Origin of the sequence: Streptomyces sp. NBC_00028 (genome assembly GCF_045041065.1) — a bacterium.
Lineage (GTDB): Bacteria > Actinomycetota > Actinomycetes > Streptomycetales > Streptomycetaceae > Streptomyces.
This window is the reverse complement of record NZ_CP108293.1, coordinates 5,401,366-5,420,596: the sequence shown is the minus strand read 5'-3', so window position 1 is coordinate 5,420,596 and position 19,231 is coordinate 5,401,366. Positions and strand designations below refer to the sequence as shown.

Here is a 19,231-nt window from a genome sequence, read left to right as displayed (position 1 = left end):
AGACAAGCATTCGTACGAAACCCGCCAATCAATGACGCCAAGTCGACATACGACGGCGGATTTGTCGGCGACAATGATGCCTGACCTCTGCGCACCCGCAGGGGAAGCGGAACTACCCACCAGGGGCGGTGACTTACATGCTCTTTGCGGCCGACAAGGGAGACATCAACACCATCATCGGCGGGATCGCTCCGGACTGGGGCCCCTTCGGCAGCCTGGGCAACGAGGCGAAGGTGATGATCGAGGTCGTGATGGCGGTGGCCATCCTGCTCTGCCTCGGCATCGCCATCTGGGGCGCCGCGAAGCAGCGCATCGGTGCGACCGCGCTCCGCGACACCTTCAGCGCCGAGCAGGGCAAGGGCCTCATCATCGCCGGCCTCACCGGAGTCTTCATCATCGGCTCGCTCGGCACGCTGTTCACCATCGTGTACGGCATGGCGGTCTAGCCCCTCCGGGCACGCCCGGCCCTTCACCTCGTCCCCAACACCCCACCCGCCCGTCGTGCCCACCGGCTGAGGTTGCGTTTCCCTGATGTCCAGTCACCACACCGCGCCCGCGCGGGAACCAGCACGGCTACCGTCGTATGCCTACGAGTTTCCGCACGACGTCGAGGGGGCGTACGCGGCATGAGCCTCGGGGACGAACGCGAGACCTCCGGCGGTTACGGGGGCACGGGCCAGACCCGCACGCGCCTGCCCGACAGCGGTGGCGGCGACGGGTACGGCGGGACGCGCAGAGGCGGCCGCTCGTCGTCCCGAAGCCTCGTCACGGTCGTCGGCGTGGTGGTGGTCCTCATCGCCGCGATCGCCTTCGCGAACCGAGGGGGAGACGACGCCTCCACGAAAACCGGCAGCACCGACAAACCGGCAACCTCGCCTACGGCGGCGACCGGGAAGACGCCGGTGAAGTCGGGGTTCGCGCATGACTCCCAAGGTGCGCAGAGCGCAGCAGCCAACTACTCCGTGGCGCTGGGGTCTGCCGAGATGTTCAACGCGGACAGACGGCACGCCATCGTCAACGCTGTCTACGCCCCCGATGTCGCCAGTGCTCGGCAGTCGGATCTGGACAAGGCCTACTCGAGCGAGCAGTTCCTGACCAACATCGGCCTCAACAAAGATGGCAGCGCACCGAGCGGCCAGACTTTCGTGTCCCGCATCATCCCAGTCGGCACCAAGGCCACCTCGGCCAATGCGAGCACGGCTACGGTCGAGGTCTGGTACACGTCACTCTTCGGTCTGTCCGGCAACGGCTCGACCAACCCGGTGTCCGAGTCCTGGTACACCACCACCTACCAGCTGAAGTGGATCGGCAACGACTGGAAGGTCACCGACTTCCAGCAGAAGGACGGCCCCGTCCCCGTCGGGCGCGACCAGACGGCCTCCACTGCCGACGACATGACGAAGGCCATCGAGGAGTACGGAGGTTTCACGTATGCGCGCTAACCACCGCATCCTCAAGGTCACCGGTGCCGTCACCGCTGTCCAGGCCGCCGCTGTGCTCATGGCCGGCCGTGCCGTCGCCGCACCCACACCCTCGCCCACTCCGTCGCCCACGTCGAGCAACAACCCTTGCGACCTCATCCGCGGCCCCGCCAAGGACTACTGCGAAAAAGGCCAGGGCACCGGCTCCGGCGGATCCACCACCCTCGACCCCACCTCCTCCCTCGACCCCCTCTCCTCCCTCGCCAAGGGCTGTGCCGACGCCGCCTCCTGGACCGTCGACAAGCTCAGTGACGCCGTGAAGGACACCGCGAACGTCGACTTCACGAACCCCAAGTTCCTCCAGCAGTACGCGGTCGTCTTCGCGGCGTCGACCGTCCTGACCCTGCTGCTGTGGCTGCTCGCCGTCGCCAAGCGCGCGGTGCGAGGCGTCCCCCTCACCACCGCCATCAGCGAAGCGATCGGGTTCCTCTGGCTCACCGTCCTGGCCTCGGCCTTCACCCCGCTGATCCTCTACACCGTCGTATCGGCGACCGACGGCATCACCGAGGTCCTCGCGAAGTCGACCGGCGACCAGACGGACACGTTCTTCGGCACCTTCTCCGGCGCCCTCAACAAGGGCGAGGACATCGGCGGCGGCCCGATCATGCTGATCGTCGTCTCCCTCGTCAGCATCCTCGCCGCGGGCGTGCTGTGGCTGGAGCTCGTCATCAGGGCCGCCCTGCTCTACGTCGGCGCCCTCCTCGGCACCGTCGTCTACGCCGGCCTCGTCGACAAGAACCTCTGGGGCCACGTCCGCCGCTGGGCCGGCATCATGATCGCCGTCATCCTCGTCAAACCGGTGATCGTCATCGTCCTCGGCCTCGCCGGCGCGCTCTCCACCGACGACGGCCCCGACGCGTTCTCCGCCGTCGTCTCCGGCCTCGCCATCATCCTGCTCGCCATCTTCGCGTCGGCGATGATCTACCGCTTCGTCCCCGGCTTCGGCGACGAGATCGCCGGCTCCCGCAACAACCGCATCATGCAGGGCGCGGAAGGGAAGGCCGCGGCCGTCATCAGCAGCCCCGCCACCCTCGTCGCCCAGGGCATCAAGACCCACAGCACCCGCGCCGACAACAACGGCGGCGGACAAGCCTCCGGCGGCGGCGCCCGCCCCTCCAACCCGGCCTCCGGCGGCGTCGCCGCCCACAGCACGCGCGGCTCGAACGGTGGCGGCGGATCTGTCCCCTCCGCCGCCCCCTCGCCCCGCTCGAGCAGCCCGGTGAACACACCCCATGCCAGCAACACCCGCAACAGCAGTAACAACCGCACGGGAGGTGAAGGGCGTTGACGACCGAGTCCCACGTGTCCCATCCGGTCACGCCCCGCCGTACATATCTGATCGGCCGCGCCCGGCCGAACGCGATCGTCGGCAGAAATCGTGAGACCGGCGAGATCGCGCTCATCATCGGCGGCGCGTTCCTCGGCATGATGTGCGGGCTCATCGTCCCGGTACTGTCCCTGCGCATCGTGCTGCTGATGGGCTTCCCGCTGCTCGCGCTCGCGGCGGTCTACGTGCCGTACAAGCACCGCACGTTCTACAAGTGGTTCGAGATCAACCGCAGCTACAAGCGGACCCTCAAGCAGGGGACCGTCTACCGCTCGGGCGTCATGGAGGCCGGCACCCGCACCGACGGCCGTGAGGTCGAGATCGGCCCGCCCCCTGGCATCGGCCGCATCAGCTGGCTGGCCGCCCCCTTCGGCCCCGACGAGATCGCCGTACTGCTCCACGCCGACCGCAGGACGGTGACGGCCGCGATCGAGATCGAGGGCCCCGGCGTCGGTCTGCGCGACTCCGAGGACCAGGAGGCGCTGGTCGACCGGTTCGGCACCCTCCTCAAGCACGTGGCCAACGGCGACGGCTTCGTCACCCGCCTCCAGATGCTCGCCCGCACCCTCCCCGCCGACCCCGACGCCCACGCCAAGGACGTGGCCGTCCGCGGCGACGAGAAGGCGCCGGGCTGGCTCATGCAGTCGTACGACCAGTTGCAGTCCATGGTCTCCACCAGCAGCGAGCAGCACCGCGCGTATCTGGTCGCCTGTATGCACTACACCCGCGAACTCTCCGCCGAGGCCCACGCGATGGCCCGCGCGGCGCGCCCCCAGTCGGGCCGCAAGCTGGACCGCGACGCGGGCCTGGCGGTGGTCATGGCACGCGAGCTGACGGACATCTGCTCCCGCCTCCAGGAGGCGGACATCCGCGTACGCCAGCCACTGGGCCAGGGCCGCCTCGCCTCGCTCATCCACTCCATGTACGACCCGGACCACCCCATCGACCACATCCAGGCGATGACCAGGCGCAACGCCTGGCCGGCCGAACTCGACGCCATGGAGCCCACGTTCCTCCAGGCGAAGACCCGCGAGTCCTCCACCCGCGCGCCCTGGTGCCACGCCACGGCCTGGGTGAAGGAGTGGCCGATGACCCCGGTGGGCGTGAACTTCCTGGCGCCCCTCCTGGTCCACACCCCGGACGTCATCCGCACGGTCGCCGTGACGATGGACCTCGAACCCACCGAGGTCGCCATCGAACGCATGCTGACGGAGAAGACGAACGACGAGGCGGAGGCGTCCCGCGCCGCCAAGATGAACCGGACCGTCGACCCCCGTGACGTCGCCTCCCACAACCGACTCGACCAGCGCGGCGAGGACCTCGCGAGCGGCGCGGCCGGCGTCAACCTGGTCGGCTACATCACCGTCTCCTCCCGCAACCCCGAGGCGCTGGCCCGCGACAAGCGGACCATCCGGGCCTCGGCCGGAAAGTCGTACCTGAAGCTGGAGTGGTGCGACCGCGAGCACCACCGCGCCTTCGTGAACACACTCCCGTTCGCCACCGGAATCCGAAGGTAGGGGCTGAGTCGCCGATGCGGGATCCGCTGTCCGTCCTGACCGACGCCTTCACGTCCTTCCTCTTCGGCAAGGTCGAGACCACCCGTCTGCCCGTCCGCACCTCCACCGGCCAGGCCCAGGCGGTCTACCTGCCCACGGCGGCCCCCGGGTTGGGCGACTCGGGCGTGATCATCGGCCGCGAGGTCTACTCCGGCAAGGGCTACATCTACGACCCCTTCCAGCTCTACGGCCAACAGCTCCCCGCACCCCACTGGCTGGTGCTCGGCGAGTCCGGCAACGGCAAGTCGGCGCTGGAGAAGACGTACGTCCTACGGCAGTTGCGCTTCCGCGACCGCCAGGTCGTCGTCCTCGACGCCCAGGGCGAGGACGGCGTCGGTGAATGGAACCTCATCGCGCAGGAGTTGGGGATAACCCCCATCCGCCTGGACCCGATGGCCGCCCTGGACATGGGGATCCGCCTCAACCCCCTCGACCCCGCGATCACGACGACGGGCCAGCTCGCGCTGCTGCGCACCATCATCGAGGTCGCGCTGGGCCACGGCCTGGACGAGCGCTCGGGCTTCGCCCTGAAGGTCGCGCACGCCTACGTCAACGAGACCATCGTCGAACGCCAGCCGGTCCTCACCGACATCGTCGAGCAGCTACGGCATCCCGAGCCGGAGTCCGCCGAGGCGATGAACGTCGACATAGACGACGTACGCGCGTGGGGCCTCGACGTCGCCCTGGTCCTGGACCGTCTGGTCGACGGTGACCTGCGCGGCATGTTCGACGGCCCGACGACGGTCGGCATCGACCTGGACGCCCCGCTCATCGTCTTCGACCTGTCCCACATCGACCGCAACTCCATCGCCATGCCCATCCTGATGGCGATCGTCGGCGTGTGGCTGGAGCACACCTGGATCCGCCCCGACCGGAAGAAGCGCATCTTCCTGGTCGAGGAGGCCTGGCACATCATCAACAGCCCCTTCGTGGCCCAGCTCTTCCAGCGGCTGCTGAAGTTCGGCCGACGGCTGGGCCTGTCGTTCGTGGCGGTGGTCCACCACCTGTCCGACGTCGTGGACGGAGCGGCGGCCAAGGAGGCCGCGGCGATCCTGAAGATGGCGTCGACGAGGACGATCTACGCCCAGAAGGCGGACGAGGCACGGTCCACCGGCCGGGTGCTGGGCCTCCCCCGCTGGGCGGTGGAGATCATCCCGTCCCTGACACCGGGCATCGCCGTCTGGGACGTCAACGGCAACGTCCAGGTGGTCAAACACCTGATCACCGAGACGGAACGCCCGCTCGTCTTCACCGACCGCGCGATGACCGAGTCCTCCGCCGACCGCGCGCTCACGGACGACGCCCTGCGCGCGGCCGAGTTGGAGGCGGAGGAACGGGCGGCGGCCTTCATGGAACAGCACATGGAGCAGCACATGGGCGACTCCGAGTCGACGGTGGCGTAGGCAGGGAGGCGGGCAGTGGTGAGACCGGACAACCGCCGTCGGCAGGAGGGCCAGGGGAGTCAGGGAGGCCAAGGGGGCGTCCCTGACGGGCTGTTGGTCGGCATACTCGCCTTCCTCATCGGCATGACCCTGCTGGTCTGGTCGGCCACCGGCCTCGCCGGCCTGTTCGCCCACGGCGGCTGGCCCGACGGCGTCACGTTCACCCGTACGCCCCTGGCCATGCGCCAACTGATCGGCCGCCCCCATGACATCCCAGGCGCGTGGCCGGAGACCCCGGCGACCCAGCTCTCCGGGTACGGGCTGTTCTGGGGCCTGCTCATCGGGCAGTTGATGGTGCTGGTCGTCCTCACCGTGTTCGTACTGGGGACGGTCGCCCGGTGGAAGGCGGTACGACGGGCGCGGTCGGCGGGACCTCAGCCGGCGCCGCCAACCGATGCCGTGGAGCAGCCGCGCACGTCTCCCGAGCCCGTCGTCGAGAGGGTCACCCACCACGAGGTGCCGACACCGAGGACGGAGCCGGTCCCCGAGCCCGCTCCCGCGCCGGTACCCACGCGCGTGGAGAAGGTACTGGTCGCCCCCAGGGAGACCCGCCATCTCACGGCGATCCAGGCGGTACGCGACGCGGAGGGCCCCACCCTCGTCGTCACCTCGAACCCCGCGGTCTGGTCGGACACCAAGGACGCCCGCGCCAAACTGGGCCCCGTCCACCTCTACGACCCCACCCACCTCTGCGACACCCCGGCCCGTCTCCACTGGTCCCCCACCGCGGGCTGCGAGGACAGAGAGACGGCGAAGGCGAGAGCCGCGGCGCTCCTCACCCCGGTCCGTCCGACCGCCCGCCTCGACCAGGCGGTCAGCGACACCGCGGAAACGCTCCTGCGAAGCTATCTGCACGCCGCCGCCATAGACGGCCGCACCATCCGCCATGTCCACCGCTGGTCCCAGGGCACCCAGATCCAGGACGCGGTCCGCATCCTCCGTACGAACCCGAAGGCGGCCCCCGGCGCGGCGGGCGAACTGGAGGCCACTCTCACAGCCCACCCGGAACGCCGGGACATCGCCCAGGAGTTGACCGGCCGAGCTCTCTCCGCGCTGTTCACGGTCAACATCCGTGAGGCCTGCACTCCAAACCGAACTGATGCCCTCGCCTTGGATTCCTTCGTTGATGAAGGGGGCACGCTTTACGTAGTGGGGGAGTCCATCGAGGACCCCAGGACCAACCCAGGCGCGATGCCACTCCTGACGGCCCTCGTCTCCAGCGTGGTCGAGCGTGGCCGGCACATGGCCGAACGGTCATCCTCCGGTCGCCTCGACCCACCACTGACCCTCGTCCTGGACGACGTCGCCGCCGTGGCTCCGCTTCCCCAACTCCCGGAGCTCCTGGCCACCGGAGCGGACCGGGGCCTGCCGACCCTGGCCCTGCTCCGCTCCCGGGAACAGGCAAGATCCCGCTGGCCACACGACGAACTACCGGTCTGAACGCGCCTCCAGGACGAACTCCAACTCGTTCTCCCCGTCATGCCCCTCCAAGGGCACGACCTTCCCGCTCGGCACGAACCCGGCCTTGCGGTAGAACCCCTGGGCCCGCGGGTTGTCCTCATGCACGATGAGCCGCACAGCCTCGACACCACGCCCCCAGGCCCATGCGAGGGCCGCCTCGAAAAGCGCCTTGGTCACCCCGCCCCCACGCCACTCGGGCCGCACGAACACACCGACGACATGTCCTTGCCGCCGCTCCACGGGGAACCCGGCCCAGTCGGTGGAGCCGGCCTCCTCGATGAGTACGACGACCGACCCGACCCACGTCCCGTCAGCGGCCTCGGCAACGAACTGAAGAACCCCGCCGGCCGGATCCGATCCCCCGGCGGCCCGCTCCTTCCAGAAGGAGTCCGGACGGGCGACGGCGTCCTCGTAGGTCTCCAGAAAGGCGACGGGCGCGGCGGGGTCCTGCAACGAGACCAGCCGCAACTCCTTCACGGCGGGCCACTCGTCGGCGCGTATGGAACGGATCTCGAAGTTCATGCTGCTCATGCTGATCACCGTAGCCGAAACGCAGAAAACCCCCGTACCGATTACCAGGTACGGGGGTTTTCTCAAAATTTGTTCGGCGGCGTCCTACTCTCCCACAGGGTCCCCCCTGCAGTACCATCGGCGCTGTAAGGCTTAGCTTCCGGGTTCGGAATGTAACCGGGCGTTTCCCTCACGCTATGACCACCGAAACACTATGAAACTGTCAAACATTGCCGCACCATGCCGTGACCATGGCATGGGGCTGTTCGTGGTTTCAGAACCAACACAGTGGACGCGAGCAACTGAGGACAAGCCCTCGGCCTATTAGTACCGGTCACCTCCACCCATTACTGGGCTTCCAGATCCGGCCTATCAACCCAGTCGTCTACTGGGAGCCTTACCCCATCAAGTGGGTGGGAATACTCATCTCGAAGCAGGCTTCCCGCTTAGATGCTTTCAGCGGTTATCCCTCCCGAACGTAGCCAACCAGCCATGCCCTTGGCAGAACAACTGGCACACCAGAGGTTCGTCCGTCCCGGTCCTCTCGTACTAGGGACAGCCCTTCTCAATATTCCTGCGCGCGCAGCGGATAGGGACCGAACTGTCTCACGACGTTCTAAACCCAGCTCGCGTACCGCTTTAATGGGCGAACAGCCCAACCCTTGGGACCGACTCCAGCCCCAGGATGCGACGAGCCGACATCGAGGTGCCAAACCATCCCGTCGATATGGACTCTTGGGGAAGATCAGCCTGTTATCCCCGGGGTACCTTTTATCCGTTGAGCGACGGCGCTTCCACAAGCCACCGCCGGATCACTAGTCCCGACTTTCGTCCCTGCTCGACCCGTCGGTCTCACAGTCAAGCTCCCTTGTGCACTTACACTCAACACCTGATTGCCAACCAGGCTGAGGGAACCTTTGGGCGCCTCCGTTACTCTTTAGGAGGCAACCGCCCCAGTTAAACTACCCATCAGACACTGTCCCTGATCCGGATCACGGACCCAGGTTAGACATCCAGCACGACCAGACTGGTATTTCAACGACGACTCCACCCATACTGGCGTATGAGCTTCAAAGTCTCCCAGCTATCCTACACAAGCCGAACCGAACACCAATATCAAACTGTAGTAAAGGTCCCGGGGTCTTTCCGTCCTGCTGCGCGAAACGAGCATCTTTACTCGTAGTGCAATTTCACCGGGCCTATGGTTGAGACAGTCGAGAAGTCGTTACGCCATTCGTGCAGGTCGGAACTTACCCGACAAGGAATTTCGCTACCTTAGGATGGTTATAGTTACCACCGCCGTTTACTGGCGCTTAAGTTCTCAGCTTCGCACGCCCGAAAGCGCACTAACCGGTCCCCTTAACGTTCCAGCACCGGGCAGGCGTCAGTCCGTATACATCGCCTTACGGCTTCGCACGGACCTGTGTTTTTAGTAAACAGTCGCTTCTCGCTGGTCTCTGCGGCCACCCCCAGCTCATGGAGTAAATCCAATCACCAGTGATGGCCCCCTTCTCCCGAAGTTACGGGGGCATTTTGCCGAGTTCCTTAACCATAGTTCACCCGAACGCCTCGGTATTCTCTACCTGACCACCTGAGTCGGTTTAGGGTACGGGCCGCCATGAAACTCGCTAGAGGCTTTTCTCGACAGCATAGGATCATCCACTTCACCACAATCGGCTCGGCATCAGGTCTCAGCCTTAATGAGCGGCGGATTTGCCTACCACTCGGCCTACACCCTTACCCCGGGACAACCACCGCCCGGGATGGACTACCTTCCTGCGTCACCCCATCACTCACCTACTGCAAGTCTGGTCCGGCGGCTCCACCACTCCCCTTTGCCCGAAGGCTCCGGGGCGGCTTCACGGCCTTAGCATCGCCTGGTTCGATGTTTGACGCTTCACAGCGGGTACCGGAATATCAACCGGTTATCCATCGACTACGCCTGTCGGCCTCGCCTTAGGTCCCGACTTACCCTGGGCAGATCAGCTTGACCCAGGAACCCTTAGTCAATCGGCGCACACGTTTCTCACGTGTGAATCGCTACTCATGCCTGCATTCTCACTCGTGAACCGTCCACCACTGCCTTCCGGCGCAGCTTCACCCGGCACACGACGCTCCCCTACCCATCACAACACCCGTTAGGGCTATATGCTGCAATGACACGACTTCGGCGGTACGCTTGAGCCCCGCTACATTGTCGGCGCGGAATCACTAGACCAGTGAGCTATTACGCACTCTTTCAAGGGTGGCTGCTTCTAAGCCAACCTCCTGGTTGTCTGTGCGACTCCACATCCTTTCCCACTTAGCGTACGCTTAGGGGCCTTAGTCGATGCTCTGGGCTGTTTCCCTCTCGACCATGGAGCTTATCCCCCACAGTCTCACTGCCGCGCTCTCACTTACCGGCATTCGGAGTTTGGCTAAGGTCAGTAACCCGGTAGGGCCCATCGCCTATCCAGTGCTCTACCTCCGGCAAGAAACACACGACGCTGCACCTAAATGCATTTCGGGGAGAACCAGCTATCACGGAGTTTGATTGGCCTTTCACCCCTAACCACAGGTCATCCCCCAGGTTTTCAACCCTGGTGGGTTCGGTCCTCCACGAAGTCTTACCTCCGCTTCAACCTGCCCATGGCTAGATCACTCCGCTTCGGGTCTTGAGCGTGCTACTCCACCGCCCTATTCGGACTCGCTTTCGCTACGGCTTCCCCACACGGGTTAACCTCGCAACACACCGCAAACTCGCAGGCTCATTCTTCAAAAGGCACGCAGTCACGAGACACCAAGCAAGCTTGATGTCCGACGCTCCCACGGCTTGTAGGCACACGGTTTCAGGTACTATTTCACTCCGCTCCCGCGGTACTTTTCACCATTCCCTCACGGTACTATCCGCTATCGGTCACCAGGGAATATTTAGGCTTAGCGGGTGGTCCCGCCAGATTCACACGGGATTTCTCGGGCCCCGTGCTACTTGGGTGTCTCTCAAACGAGCCGTACAGATTTCGACTACGGGGGTCTTACCCTCTACGCCGGACCTTTCGCATGTCCTTCGCCTATCCATACGGTTTCTGACTCGTCTCACAGCCGGCAGACTGTGAAAGAGAGATCCCACAACCCCGCATGCGCAACCCCTGCCGGGTCTCACACGCATACGGTTTGGCCTCATCCGGTTTCGCTCGCCACTACTCCCGGAATCACGGTTGTTTTCTCTTCCTGCGGGTACTGAGATGTTTCACTTCCCCGCGTTCCCTCCACATACCCTATGTGTTCAGGTATGGGTGACAGCCCATGACGACTGCCGGGTTTCCCCATTCGGAAACCCCCGGATCAAAGCCTGGTTGACGACTCCCCGGGGACTATCGTGGCCTCCCACGTCCTTCATCGGTTCCTGGTGCCAAGGCATCCACCGTGCGCCCTTAAAAACTTGGCCACAGATGCTCGCGTCCACTGTGCAGTTCTCAAACAACGACCAGCCACCCATCACCCTGCCCTCTACAGGACAAGTTCACTGGGGCCGGCATCGAGGGGGTTCATTCCCTCAGACACCCAACAGCGTGCCCGGCCCGGTTCCGTCCGGAGATCATGCTTTCCACGCTCCTAAGAGCAGTACTCGCAGCCTCCGACCCGTGAACCCGGCCGAATAATCAACGTTCCACCCATGAGCAACCAGCATCGAACATTCGCCGATGTACTGGCCTCTGACCGAGCGAGCCCGGTTAGAAGTGCTCCTTAGAAAGGAGGTGATCCAGCCGCACCTTCCGGTACGGCTACCTTGTTACGACTTCGTCCCAATCGCTGGTCCCACCTTCGACAGCTCCCTCCCACAAGGGGTTGGGCCACCGGCTTCGGGTGTTACCGACTTTCGTGACGTGACGGGCGGTGTGTACAAGGCCCGGGAACGTATTCACCGCAGCAATGCTGATCTGCGATTACTAGCAACTCCGACTTCATGGGGTCGAGTTGCAGACCCCAATCCGAACTGAGACAGGCTTTTTGAGATTCGCTCCACCTCACGGTTTCGCAGCTCATTGTACCTGCCATTGTAGCACGTGTGCAGCCCAAGACATAAGGGGCATGATGACTTGACGTCGTCCCCACCTTCCTCCGAGTTGACCCCGGCGGTCTCCTGTGAGTCCCCATCACCCCGAAGGGCATGCTGGCAACACAGGACAAGGGTTGCGCTCGTTGCGGGACTTAACCCAACATCTCACGACACGAGCTGACGACAGCCATGCACCACCTGTACACCGACCACAAGGGGGGCACTATCTCTAATGCTTTCCGGTGTATGTCAAGCCTTGGTAAGGTTCTTCGCGTTGCGTCGAATTAAGCCACATGCTCCGCTGCTTGTGCGGGCCCCCGTCAATTCCTTTGAGTTTTAGCCTTGCGGCCGTACTCCCCAGGCGGGGAACTTAATGCGTTAGCTGCGGCACCGACGACGTGGAATGTCGCCAACACCTAGTTCCCACCGTTTACGGCGTGGACTACCAGGGTATCTAATCCTGTTCGCTCCCCACGCTTTCGCTCCTCAGCGTCAGTAATGGCCCAGAGATCCGCCTTCGCCACCGGTGTTCCTCCTGATATCTGCGCATTTCACCGCTACACCAGGAATTCCGATCTCCCCTACCACACTCTAGCTAGCCCGTATCGAATGCAGACCCGGGGTTAAGCCCCGGGCTTTCACACCCGACGTGACAAGCCGCCTACGAGCTCTTTACGCCCAATAATTCCGGACAACGCTTGCGCCCTACGTATTACCGCGGCTGCTGGCACGTAGTTAGCCGGCGCTTCTTCTGCAGGTACCGTCACTTTCGCTTCTTCCCTGCTGAAAGAGGTTTACAACCCGAAGGCCGTCATCCCTCACGCGGCGTCGCTGCATCAGGCTTTCGCCCATTGTGCAATATTCCCCACTGCTGCCTCCCGTAGGAGTCTGGGCCGTGTCTCAGTCCCAGTGTGGCCGGTCGCCCTCTCAGGCCGGCTACCCGTCGTCGCCTTGGTGAGCCATTACCTCACCAACAAGCTGATAGGCCGCGGGCTCATCCTTCACCGCCGGAGCTTTCAACCACCACAGATGCCTGCGGTAGTGGTATCCGGTATTAGACCCCGTTTCCAGGGCTTGTCCCAGAGTGAAGGGCAGATTGCCCACGTGTTACTCACCCGTTCGCCACTAATCCCCACCGAAGTGGTTCATCGTTCGACTTGCATGTGTTAAGCACGCCGCCAGCGTTCGTCCTGAGCCAGGATCAAACTCTCCGTGAATGTTTACCGGTAATCCGGTGCACACACACGAGAGCGGAACCACCGGAGGAATAATCCGGTGGTTCACAGCGTCCTCGCTGTGTTATTTCAAAGGAACCTCGCCCCAACCGAATGGCTGGAGACGGGGCATCAACTAATCTGGCGTTGATTTTTGGCACGCTGTTGAGTTCTCAAGGAACGGACGCTTCCTTTGTACTCACCCGAGAGACTCTCTCAGGCTTTCCTCCGGGCTTTCCCTTCGGTCTTGCGTTTCCGACTCTATCAGACCGTTTCCGGTTCCGATTTCCTCGGTGCTTTCCAGGTTCTCGCTTTCGCGTTTCCCTTTCCGGCGGTTCCGACTCTATCAGATCCTTTCGGGCCTGACTCCCAGTCAGCGGGGCTTGTCTTCCCGGCCGTTGGGCCGTTCCGACGTCTCAAACCTTAGCGGATCCTCTCGGCAGTTCCTAATCGAGCTGCCGAACCCAAATCGAATTGAATTCGGGCACACCGAATTCATCCCGGCTGGGAGATCGTGCTGTGGTTTGTGGTGCCGCTGATACGGCGGAGGTGTTGTCGAAGAACCGTTACGGCCCCGCGGCAACCCGAAGAACTCTACGGATCCGAGCGAGGGCTGTCAACCACCCCCTGTCAAGATCTTTTCGGGTGATGCCAGGGGGTGGTCGGCGGACGACGTCAGTCCAGGTCGCTGAGGCGTCCGCCCGCGTCCGGCTGGGCGTGCTCCACCCTGCGCAGGAGGCGGGTGAGGACGTCGCCGAGCGCCGTCCGCTCCTCGGCTGACAGGTCCTGGAGGAGGTCCTCCTCGAAGACCGTGGCGAGACGCATGGCCTCCAGCCACTTCTCGCGACCCTCCGCGGTCAGCTCCACGATGACGCGGACCCGGTTGGACTCGTCGCGCTCCCGGGTCACCAGCCCCTCCGTGACCATCCGGTCGATCCGGTGGGTCATGGCGGCCGGCGTCAGCCCTAGTCGCTTGGCGAGGTCACCCGGGCCCATCCGATACGGGGCGCCCGACAGGACGAGGGCCTTGAGGACCTCCCAGTCCGTGTTGCTGATGCCGAGGGCGGAGGTCTGGCGGCCGTAGGCGACGTTCATGCGGCGGTTCAGTCGCGACAGGGCCGAGACGATCTGCTCGACCTGGGGGTCGAGGTCCTGGAACTCGCGCTGGTAGGCGGCGATCTGCTCCTCGAGCGTCGGTTCGCTGCCGATGTGGAGACTGCCGGGACCGCCGGGGGTGTCAGCCATGGGCGTCAGTATCGCATGCGGCCGCTTGGCGTTGAAGTCCTTCTCTGTGTACTCTTTAGCTCTGAAATTTAGCTTCGAAGTCTTCGGTTCTAAGTACTGAGGGACTCCAACTACCTGAGAGAGGTGAACGTGACCAGGGCGATGGGCGCTGCGATGCGCCGGATTCACGTGGGTAACGCACTCAGCGCGTTCGGGCTCGGCTTCACCGTCCCCTACCTGTACGTCTATGTGGCGCAGGTGCGGGGACTGGGTGCCATGACGGCGGGGCTGGTCCTCGCCGTCTTCGCCGTGGCCGCGCTGATCGTGCTGCCGTTCGCCGGCCGGGCGATCGTGCGGCGTGGCCCGCTTCCGGTGTTGCTCGCCGCCCTGGTCACGGCAGCGCTCGGCGCGCTGAGTCTGGGCCTGGCGGGCAGCGCGACCACTGTCCTGCTGTCGGCGGCCGCGCTGGGCGCCGGACAGGCCGTGATGCAGCCGGCCCTGGCGACGATGATCGTGGACTGCTCCACGGCGGAGACGCGCTCGCGGGCGTTCGCGATGCAGTTCTTCCTGCAGAACCTCGGTCTCGGCGTCGGTGGACTCATCGGTGGTCATCTCGTCGACACGACGAAGGTCTCCTCCTTCACCCTCCTCTTCGCGATCGAGGCGGCGATGTTCCTGCTGCTGGCCGTGGTGATGACGACGGTGCGGATGCCGCGCGCGCCGCGGATCGAGGGCGCGCCGACCGCTTCGGGCAGGAGCAGCTGGAAGCAGCTGCTCGGGAACCGGGCGATGGTGCAGCTGAGTGTGCTGGGCTTCGTGCTGTTCTTCGCCTGCTACGGCCAGTTCGAGTCGGGTCTGGCCGCGTACGGCGTCGAGGCGGCCGGGATCTCGACGTCCGCGCTGGGGTCGGCCCTGGCCGCGAACACCGCGATGATCGTCATCGCGCAGTTCGCCGTGCTGAAGTTCGTCGAGCGTCGCCGGCGTTCCCGGGTCATCGCCGCGGTCGGCATCATCTGGGCCGTCGCCTGGATCACCGCCGGCTACGCCGGGCTCGGCCACGCCGGCCAGGCCATGGCCACGGCCGCGTTCGTCTCGACGTACGCCCTGTTCGGTCTGGGTGAGGCGATGCTGTCGCCGACGGTCGCGCCGCTGGTGGCCGACCTCGCCCCGACGGGCATGGCCGGTCAGTACAACTCGGCCTTCGCCCTGGTGAAGCAGCTCGCCCTGGCGTTGGGCCCGGCGATCGGCGGCCCGATGGGCGCGTCCCTGCACGCGCCGTACATCGTGACGTTCCTGCTGTTCTCGCTGGGCATCACCTACCTGGCGCTGCGGCTGGGCCGTCAGCTGAGCGACGTACAGGACCAGCCGTGGCGAGCAAGGAGCCGTGTGGTGGCCAAGGGCGGCACACAGCAAGAAGCAATCGCCGCCTGACGGGAGCTACCCAGGGGCGCGGGGAACTGCGCGACCAGCCACAACGCACCTGCAGCCGCCACACAACCCTGCGCCCCTACCCCTTGGGCAACACAAACTCGCACCAGACAGCCTTCCCTCCACCCGGTGTCCGACGCGACCCCCAGTTCGAGGCAATGGTCGCCACGATCGCGATCCCCCGCCCCGACTCGTCACCCGGTTCGGCCTTACGACGCCGAGGCAGATGGTCGTCGCCATCAGTCACCTCGATGATCAAGCGACGGTCAGTGCGGCGAAGCCTCAACCGCATCGGTGGCGTCCCGTGCTGCAACGAGTTCGCGACCAGTTCACTCGCCGCCAGCACCCCCAGGTCATGCAGCTCCGCGGGGAACCGCCAACTGGTGAGCACGCCGGAGGCGAACGCACGCGCGCGTGGAGCCGCCTCGATGCCACCGAGAAGCTCCAGCGCGGCGTTGCGGAAGAGGTCGCTGTCGGGGCCCGTGCGGGACGGGTGCTGAAGGACCAGGACAGCCACGTCGTCGTCGTGGTCGGCGGTGACGCCAGCCGAGCGGACGAGGCGGTCGCAGACGACCTGAGGCGTGCCGGTCGCACCGGACAGCGCGCGCTCCAACGACGCGATGCCCTCGTCCAGGTCCTCGTTCCTGCGCTCCACCAGGCCGTCCGTGTAGAGGACCGCCGTGGAGCCGGGGCCGAGCGGGATCGAGCCCGAGGCGTGCATCCAGCCGCCGGTGCCGAGGGGCGGGCCCGTCGGCTCGTCCGCGCGGAGCACCGCGCCGCTCTCGTCGCGGACGAGGATCGGGAGGTGGCCGGCGGACGCGTAGACCAGCTTGCCCTCGTTGGGGTCGTGGATGGCGTACACGCACGTGGCGATCTGGTTGGCGTCGATCTCGGTGGCGAGGCCGTCGAGGAGCTGGAGGATCTCGTGCGGCGGGAGGTCGAGGCGGGCGTAGGCCCTGACCGCCGTGCGAAGTTGGCCCATGACGGCTGCCGCGCGGACGCCTCTGCCCATGACGTCGCCGATGACGAGGGCGGTGCGGCCGCCGCCGAGGGTGATGACGTCGTACCAGTCGCCGCCGACCGCGGCCTCGGTGCCGCCGGGCTGGTAGGTGGCGGCGATGCGGAGGTCGTCGGGCTCCTCCAGGACCTGGGGGAGGAGGGAGCGCTGGAGGGTGACGGCGGTTTCGCGCTGGCGGCGCTCGCTCGCTCTGAGCCGCTCGGCGGCCTCGGCGTGGTCGGTGACGTCGGTGGCGAAGACGAGGACGCCGGCGGTGTCCCCCTCGGTGACGGGGGTGCAGGTGAAGGTGTAGGAACGGCCGTCGGGGGCCTTGCGGGACTTGACCGTGCGGGGCTTGCCGCTGCGCAGGACCTGGTCGAGGAGCGGGAGGAGGCCCGTCTCGTGGAGCTCGGGGAGGGCTTCGCTCGCGGGTGCGCCGGGGGATCGTAGGCCGAAGGCGGTCACATAGGCGTCGTTGACGTAGGCGAGGCGGTGGTCGGGGCCGTGGACCAGGGCCACCAGGGCCGGCACGCGGTCGAGGACCTCGCGCACGGGGAGTTCGTCGACGGCGGGCACGGGTGGGGTGTCGTCGGTGAGTTGTTCGGCGCGGGCCGCGGGCACGGCGCCCTCCCCGAGCCGGTCGGGGGTGAGCTCGTGGTCGGTCCGCGCGGCTGCGCGGCGCTGCGTTCCGGGGAGCCGGGCGCTCCAGCGCGTGAAGTTCACGAATCCTTGCCTCGTGTCGTCGTCTTCGGCCGGCTCCGGACCCGGCCTGGGTCCTCGCGGGTTCGAGGGGCGGGCGTCCACCCGTCCTGGGTCGGGGATCAGTGTGGCAGTGTGACCGACCGGGCCGACATCCGTCAGACGCCTGCCCCGCCGGTGGAGTTCCTCGGTCCGGTCAGGACGACCCCTTCGGGTCGTTCGAGGGGTCGTGAGGAGGCTTTCCACCGGCCGCGAGTTCGAACTCCGCTCGGGGATGTTCGAGTGAACCGAGCGAGACGATCTCCCTCTTGAAGAGCCCGGACAGGGTCCATTCGGCCAGGACGCGGGCCTTGCGGTTGAAGGTGGGCACCCGGCTGAGGTGGTAGACGCGGTGCATGAACCAGGCAGGGTAACCCTTGAGCTTGCGTCCGTAGACGTGTGCGACGCCTTTGTGGAGGCCCAGGGAGGCGACCGAGCCGACGTACTTGTGGGAGTACGTCTCCAGGGGTTCGCCCCGCAGCGCGTGCGCGATGTTGTCGCCGAGGACCTTGGCCTGGCGTACCGCGTGCTGGGCGTTGGGGGCGGTCTCCTTGCCGGGTTCCGCGGCGGTCACGTCGGGGACGGCCGCGGCGTCTCCGGCCGCCCACGCGTGCGTGACGCCCTCGATCATCAGTTCAGGGGTGCATTTCAGCCGACCTCGTTCGGTGAGCGGGAGGTCGCTGGCGGCGAGGATCGGGTGGGGTTTGACGCCGGCCGTCCACACGACCGTGCGGGTAGGGAAGCGGGCGCCGTCGCTGAGGACGGCCACGCGGTCGGCGCAGGACTCGAGGCGGGTGTCCAGGCGTACGTCGATGTTGCGGCGACGCAGTTCGGTGACGGTGTAGCGGCCCATCTCGGCGCCCACCTCGGGGAGGATGCGGTCCGAGGCCTCGACGAGGATCCACCTCATGTCCTCGGGGCGGACGTTGTGGTAGTACCGCGCGGTGTAGCGGGCCATGTCCTCCAGCTCGCCGAGCGCCTCCACGCCCGCGTAGCCGCCGCCGACGAAGACGAAGGTGAGGGCGGAGTCGCGGATCGCGGGGTCGCGGGTGGAGGAGGCGATGTCCATCTGCTCGATGACGTGGTTGCGCAGTCCGATGGCCTCCTCGACGGTCTTGAAGCCGATGGCGTGGTCGGCGAGGCCGGGGATGGGCAGGGTGCGCGAGATCGAGCCGGGGGCGAGGACGAGTTCGTCGTATGTCAGCTGCCGGGCGCCCGTTCCCTCCTCCTCCGTGGCGAGGGTGGTCAGGGTGGCGGTGCGTTTGGCGTGGTCGATGGCGGTCGCCTCGCCGATGATCACGGTGCACCGGTCGAGGACGCGGCGCAGGGGAACGACGACGTGGCGGGGTGAGATGGAGCCGGCTGCGGCCTCGGGAAGGAACGGCTGATAGGTCATGTAAGGGTCGGGCGTGACGACCGTGATCTCGACTTCTCCGCGCCTGAGTTCCTGTTTCAGCTTCCGCTGGAGACGCAGGGCCGTGTACATCCCGACGTAGCCGCCGCCGACAACGAGAATGCGCGCGCGTTCCTTCACCACCCCATGACGCACCCGGCGCTTGAGTTTGTCCACAGCCCCGACAATTTGTGTGACCGGCGGCGTGGCGGGCGCGGGGTTGGCCGAATCGACGGCGTGCGGGGAAGGTTCGCAGGTCAGCGGGTGTGCGCCGGGGGTCCTCAGGGGGTGCAATCGGGACGTATGTGACCCGTACTCCTTTCGGGGGGCGCTCTGTGCGGAACCTGCCCCTTCTGAATTGACTCCCTCTCAACTATGTTCGTGTGTCGACGGGGTGTAGGGGGATGCGCTCATCGGGTCC

The 19,231-nt window shown here is 65.8% G+C and carries 11 protein-coding genes and 3 rRNA genes; 7 read left to right on the top strand and 7 right to left on the bottom strand.

Going from position 1 to position 19,231, the window contains the following annotated elements; genetic code table 11:
• The first annotated feature begins 137 nt into the window (after positions 1-137).
• From OG885_RS24415 to OG885_RS24390, 6 genes are all read left to right on the top strand, one after another.
• Positions 138-446, top strand: a complete 309-nt coding sequence (locus OG885_RS24415; RefSeq protein ID WP_003991275.1) for a hypothetical protein — start codon at positions 138-140, stop codon at positions 444-446.
• A gap of 180 nt (positions 447-626) precedes the next feature.
• Positions 627-1,442: a hypothetical protein gene (locus tag OG885_RS24410; protein ID WP_405734970.1), complete on the top strand. Its 816-nt coding sequence runs from the start codon at positions 627-629 to the stop codon at positions 1,440-1,442.
• Positions 1,432-2,769, top strand: a complete 1,338-nt coding sequence (locus tag OG885_RS24405; RefSeq protein ID WP_405734968.1) for a hypothetical protein — start codon at positions 1,432-1,434, stop codon at positions 2,767-2,769. Before OG885_RS24410 ends, OG885_RS24405 begins: the two co-directional genes overlap by 11 nt.
• Positions 2,766-4,325 (top strand): SCO6880 family protein, encoded by a 1,560-nt coding sequence (locus OG885_RS24400; RefSeq protein ID WP_399962551.1) that lies wholly within the window; start codon positions 2,766-2,768, stop codon positions 4,323-4,325. Before OG885_RS24405 ends, OG885_RS24400 begins: the two co-directional genes overlap by 4 nt.
• A 14-nt stretch (positions 4,326-4,339) precedes the next feature.
• Positions 4,340-5,767 (top strand): ATP-binding protein, encoded by a 1,428-nt coding sequence (locus OG885_RS24395; protein ID WP_399962550.1) that lies wholly within the window; start codon positions 4,340-4,342, stop codon positions 5,765-5,767.
• A gap of 18 nt (positions 5,768-5,785) precedes the next feature.
• Positions 5,786-7,246: a type IV secretory system conjugative DNA transfer family protein gene (locus OG885_RS24390; RefSeq protein WP_405734965.1), complete on the top strand. Its 1,461-nt coding sequence runs from the start codon at positions 5,786-5,788 to the stop codon at positions 7,244-7,246.
• Here OG885_RS24390 and OG885_RS24385 read toward each other — a convergent pair.
• The 5 genes from OG885_RS24385 to OG885_RS24365 form a co-directional block, all read right to left on the bottom strand.
• The gene (locus OG885_RS24385; protein ID WP_405742853.1) at positions 7,235-7,789 is read right to left on the bottom strand and encodes a GNAT family N-acetyltransferase; all 555 of its coding nucleotides are present in this window, start codon (positions 7,787-7,789) and stop codon (positions 7,235-7,237) included. The genes OG885_RS24390 and OG885_RS24385 overlap by 12 nt on opposite strands.
• A gap of 80 nt (positions 7,790-7,869) precedes the next feature.
• Positions 7,870-7,986: ribosomal RNA gene (rrf, locus tag OG885_RS24380) — 5S ribosomal RNA — on the bottom strand.
• Positions 7,987-8,081: 95 nt separating this feature from the next.
• Positions 8,082-11,204, bottom strand: a 23S ribosomal RNA gene (locus OG885_RS24375).
• A gap of 303 nt (positions 11,205-11,507) precedes the next feature.
• Positions 11,508-13,033, bottom strand: a 16S ribosomal RNA gene (locus tag OG885_RS24370).
• The 16S, 23S and 5S rRNA genes sit together here, the layout of an rRNA operon.
• Positions 13,034-13,705: 672 nt before the next feature.
• Positions 13,706-14,275, bottom strand: coding sequence for a MarR family winged helix-turn-helix transcriptional regulator (locus tag OG885_RS24365; RefSeq protein ID WP_405734963.1), 570 nt, complete (start codon positions 14,273-14,275; stop codon positions 13,706-13,708).
• A gap of 141 nt (positions 14,276-14,416) precedes the next feature.
• Here OG885_RS24365 and OG885_RS24360 point away from each other — a divergent pair, with 141 nt between their 5' ends.
• Positions 14,417-15,685, top strand: a complete 1,269-nt coding sequence (locus OG885_RS24360; RefSeq protein WP_405742852.1) for an MFS transporter — start codon at positions 14,417-14,419, stop codon at positions 15,683-15,685.
• A 76-nt stretch (positions 15,686-15,761) separates the two neighbouring features.
• Here OG885_RS24360 and OG885_RS24355 read toward each other — a convergent pair whose 3' ends face one another.
• Positions 15,762-17,402, bottom strand: coding sequence for a SpoIIE family protein phosphatase (locus OG885_RS24355; protein WP_405734961.1), 1,641 nt, complete (start codon positions 17,400-17,402; stop codon positions 15,762-15,764).
• 172 nt (positions 17,403-17,574) lie between these two features.
• Complete coding sequence (locus tag OG885_RS24350; protein WP_405742851.1) at positions 17,575-18,954, bottom strand: NAD(P)/FAD-dependent oxidoreductase; 1,380 nt, start codon at positions 18,952-18,954, stop codon at positions 17,575-17,577.
• Positions 18,955-19,231: the final 277 nt, after the last annotated feature.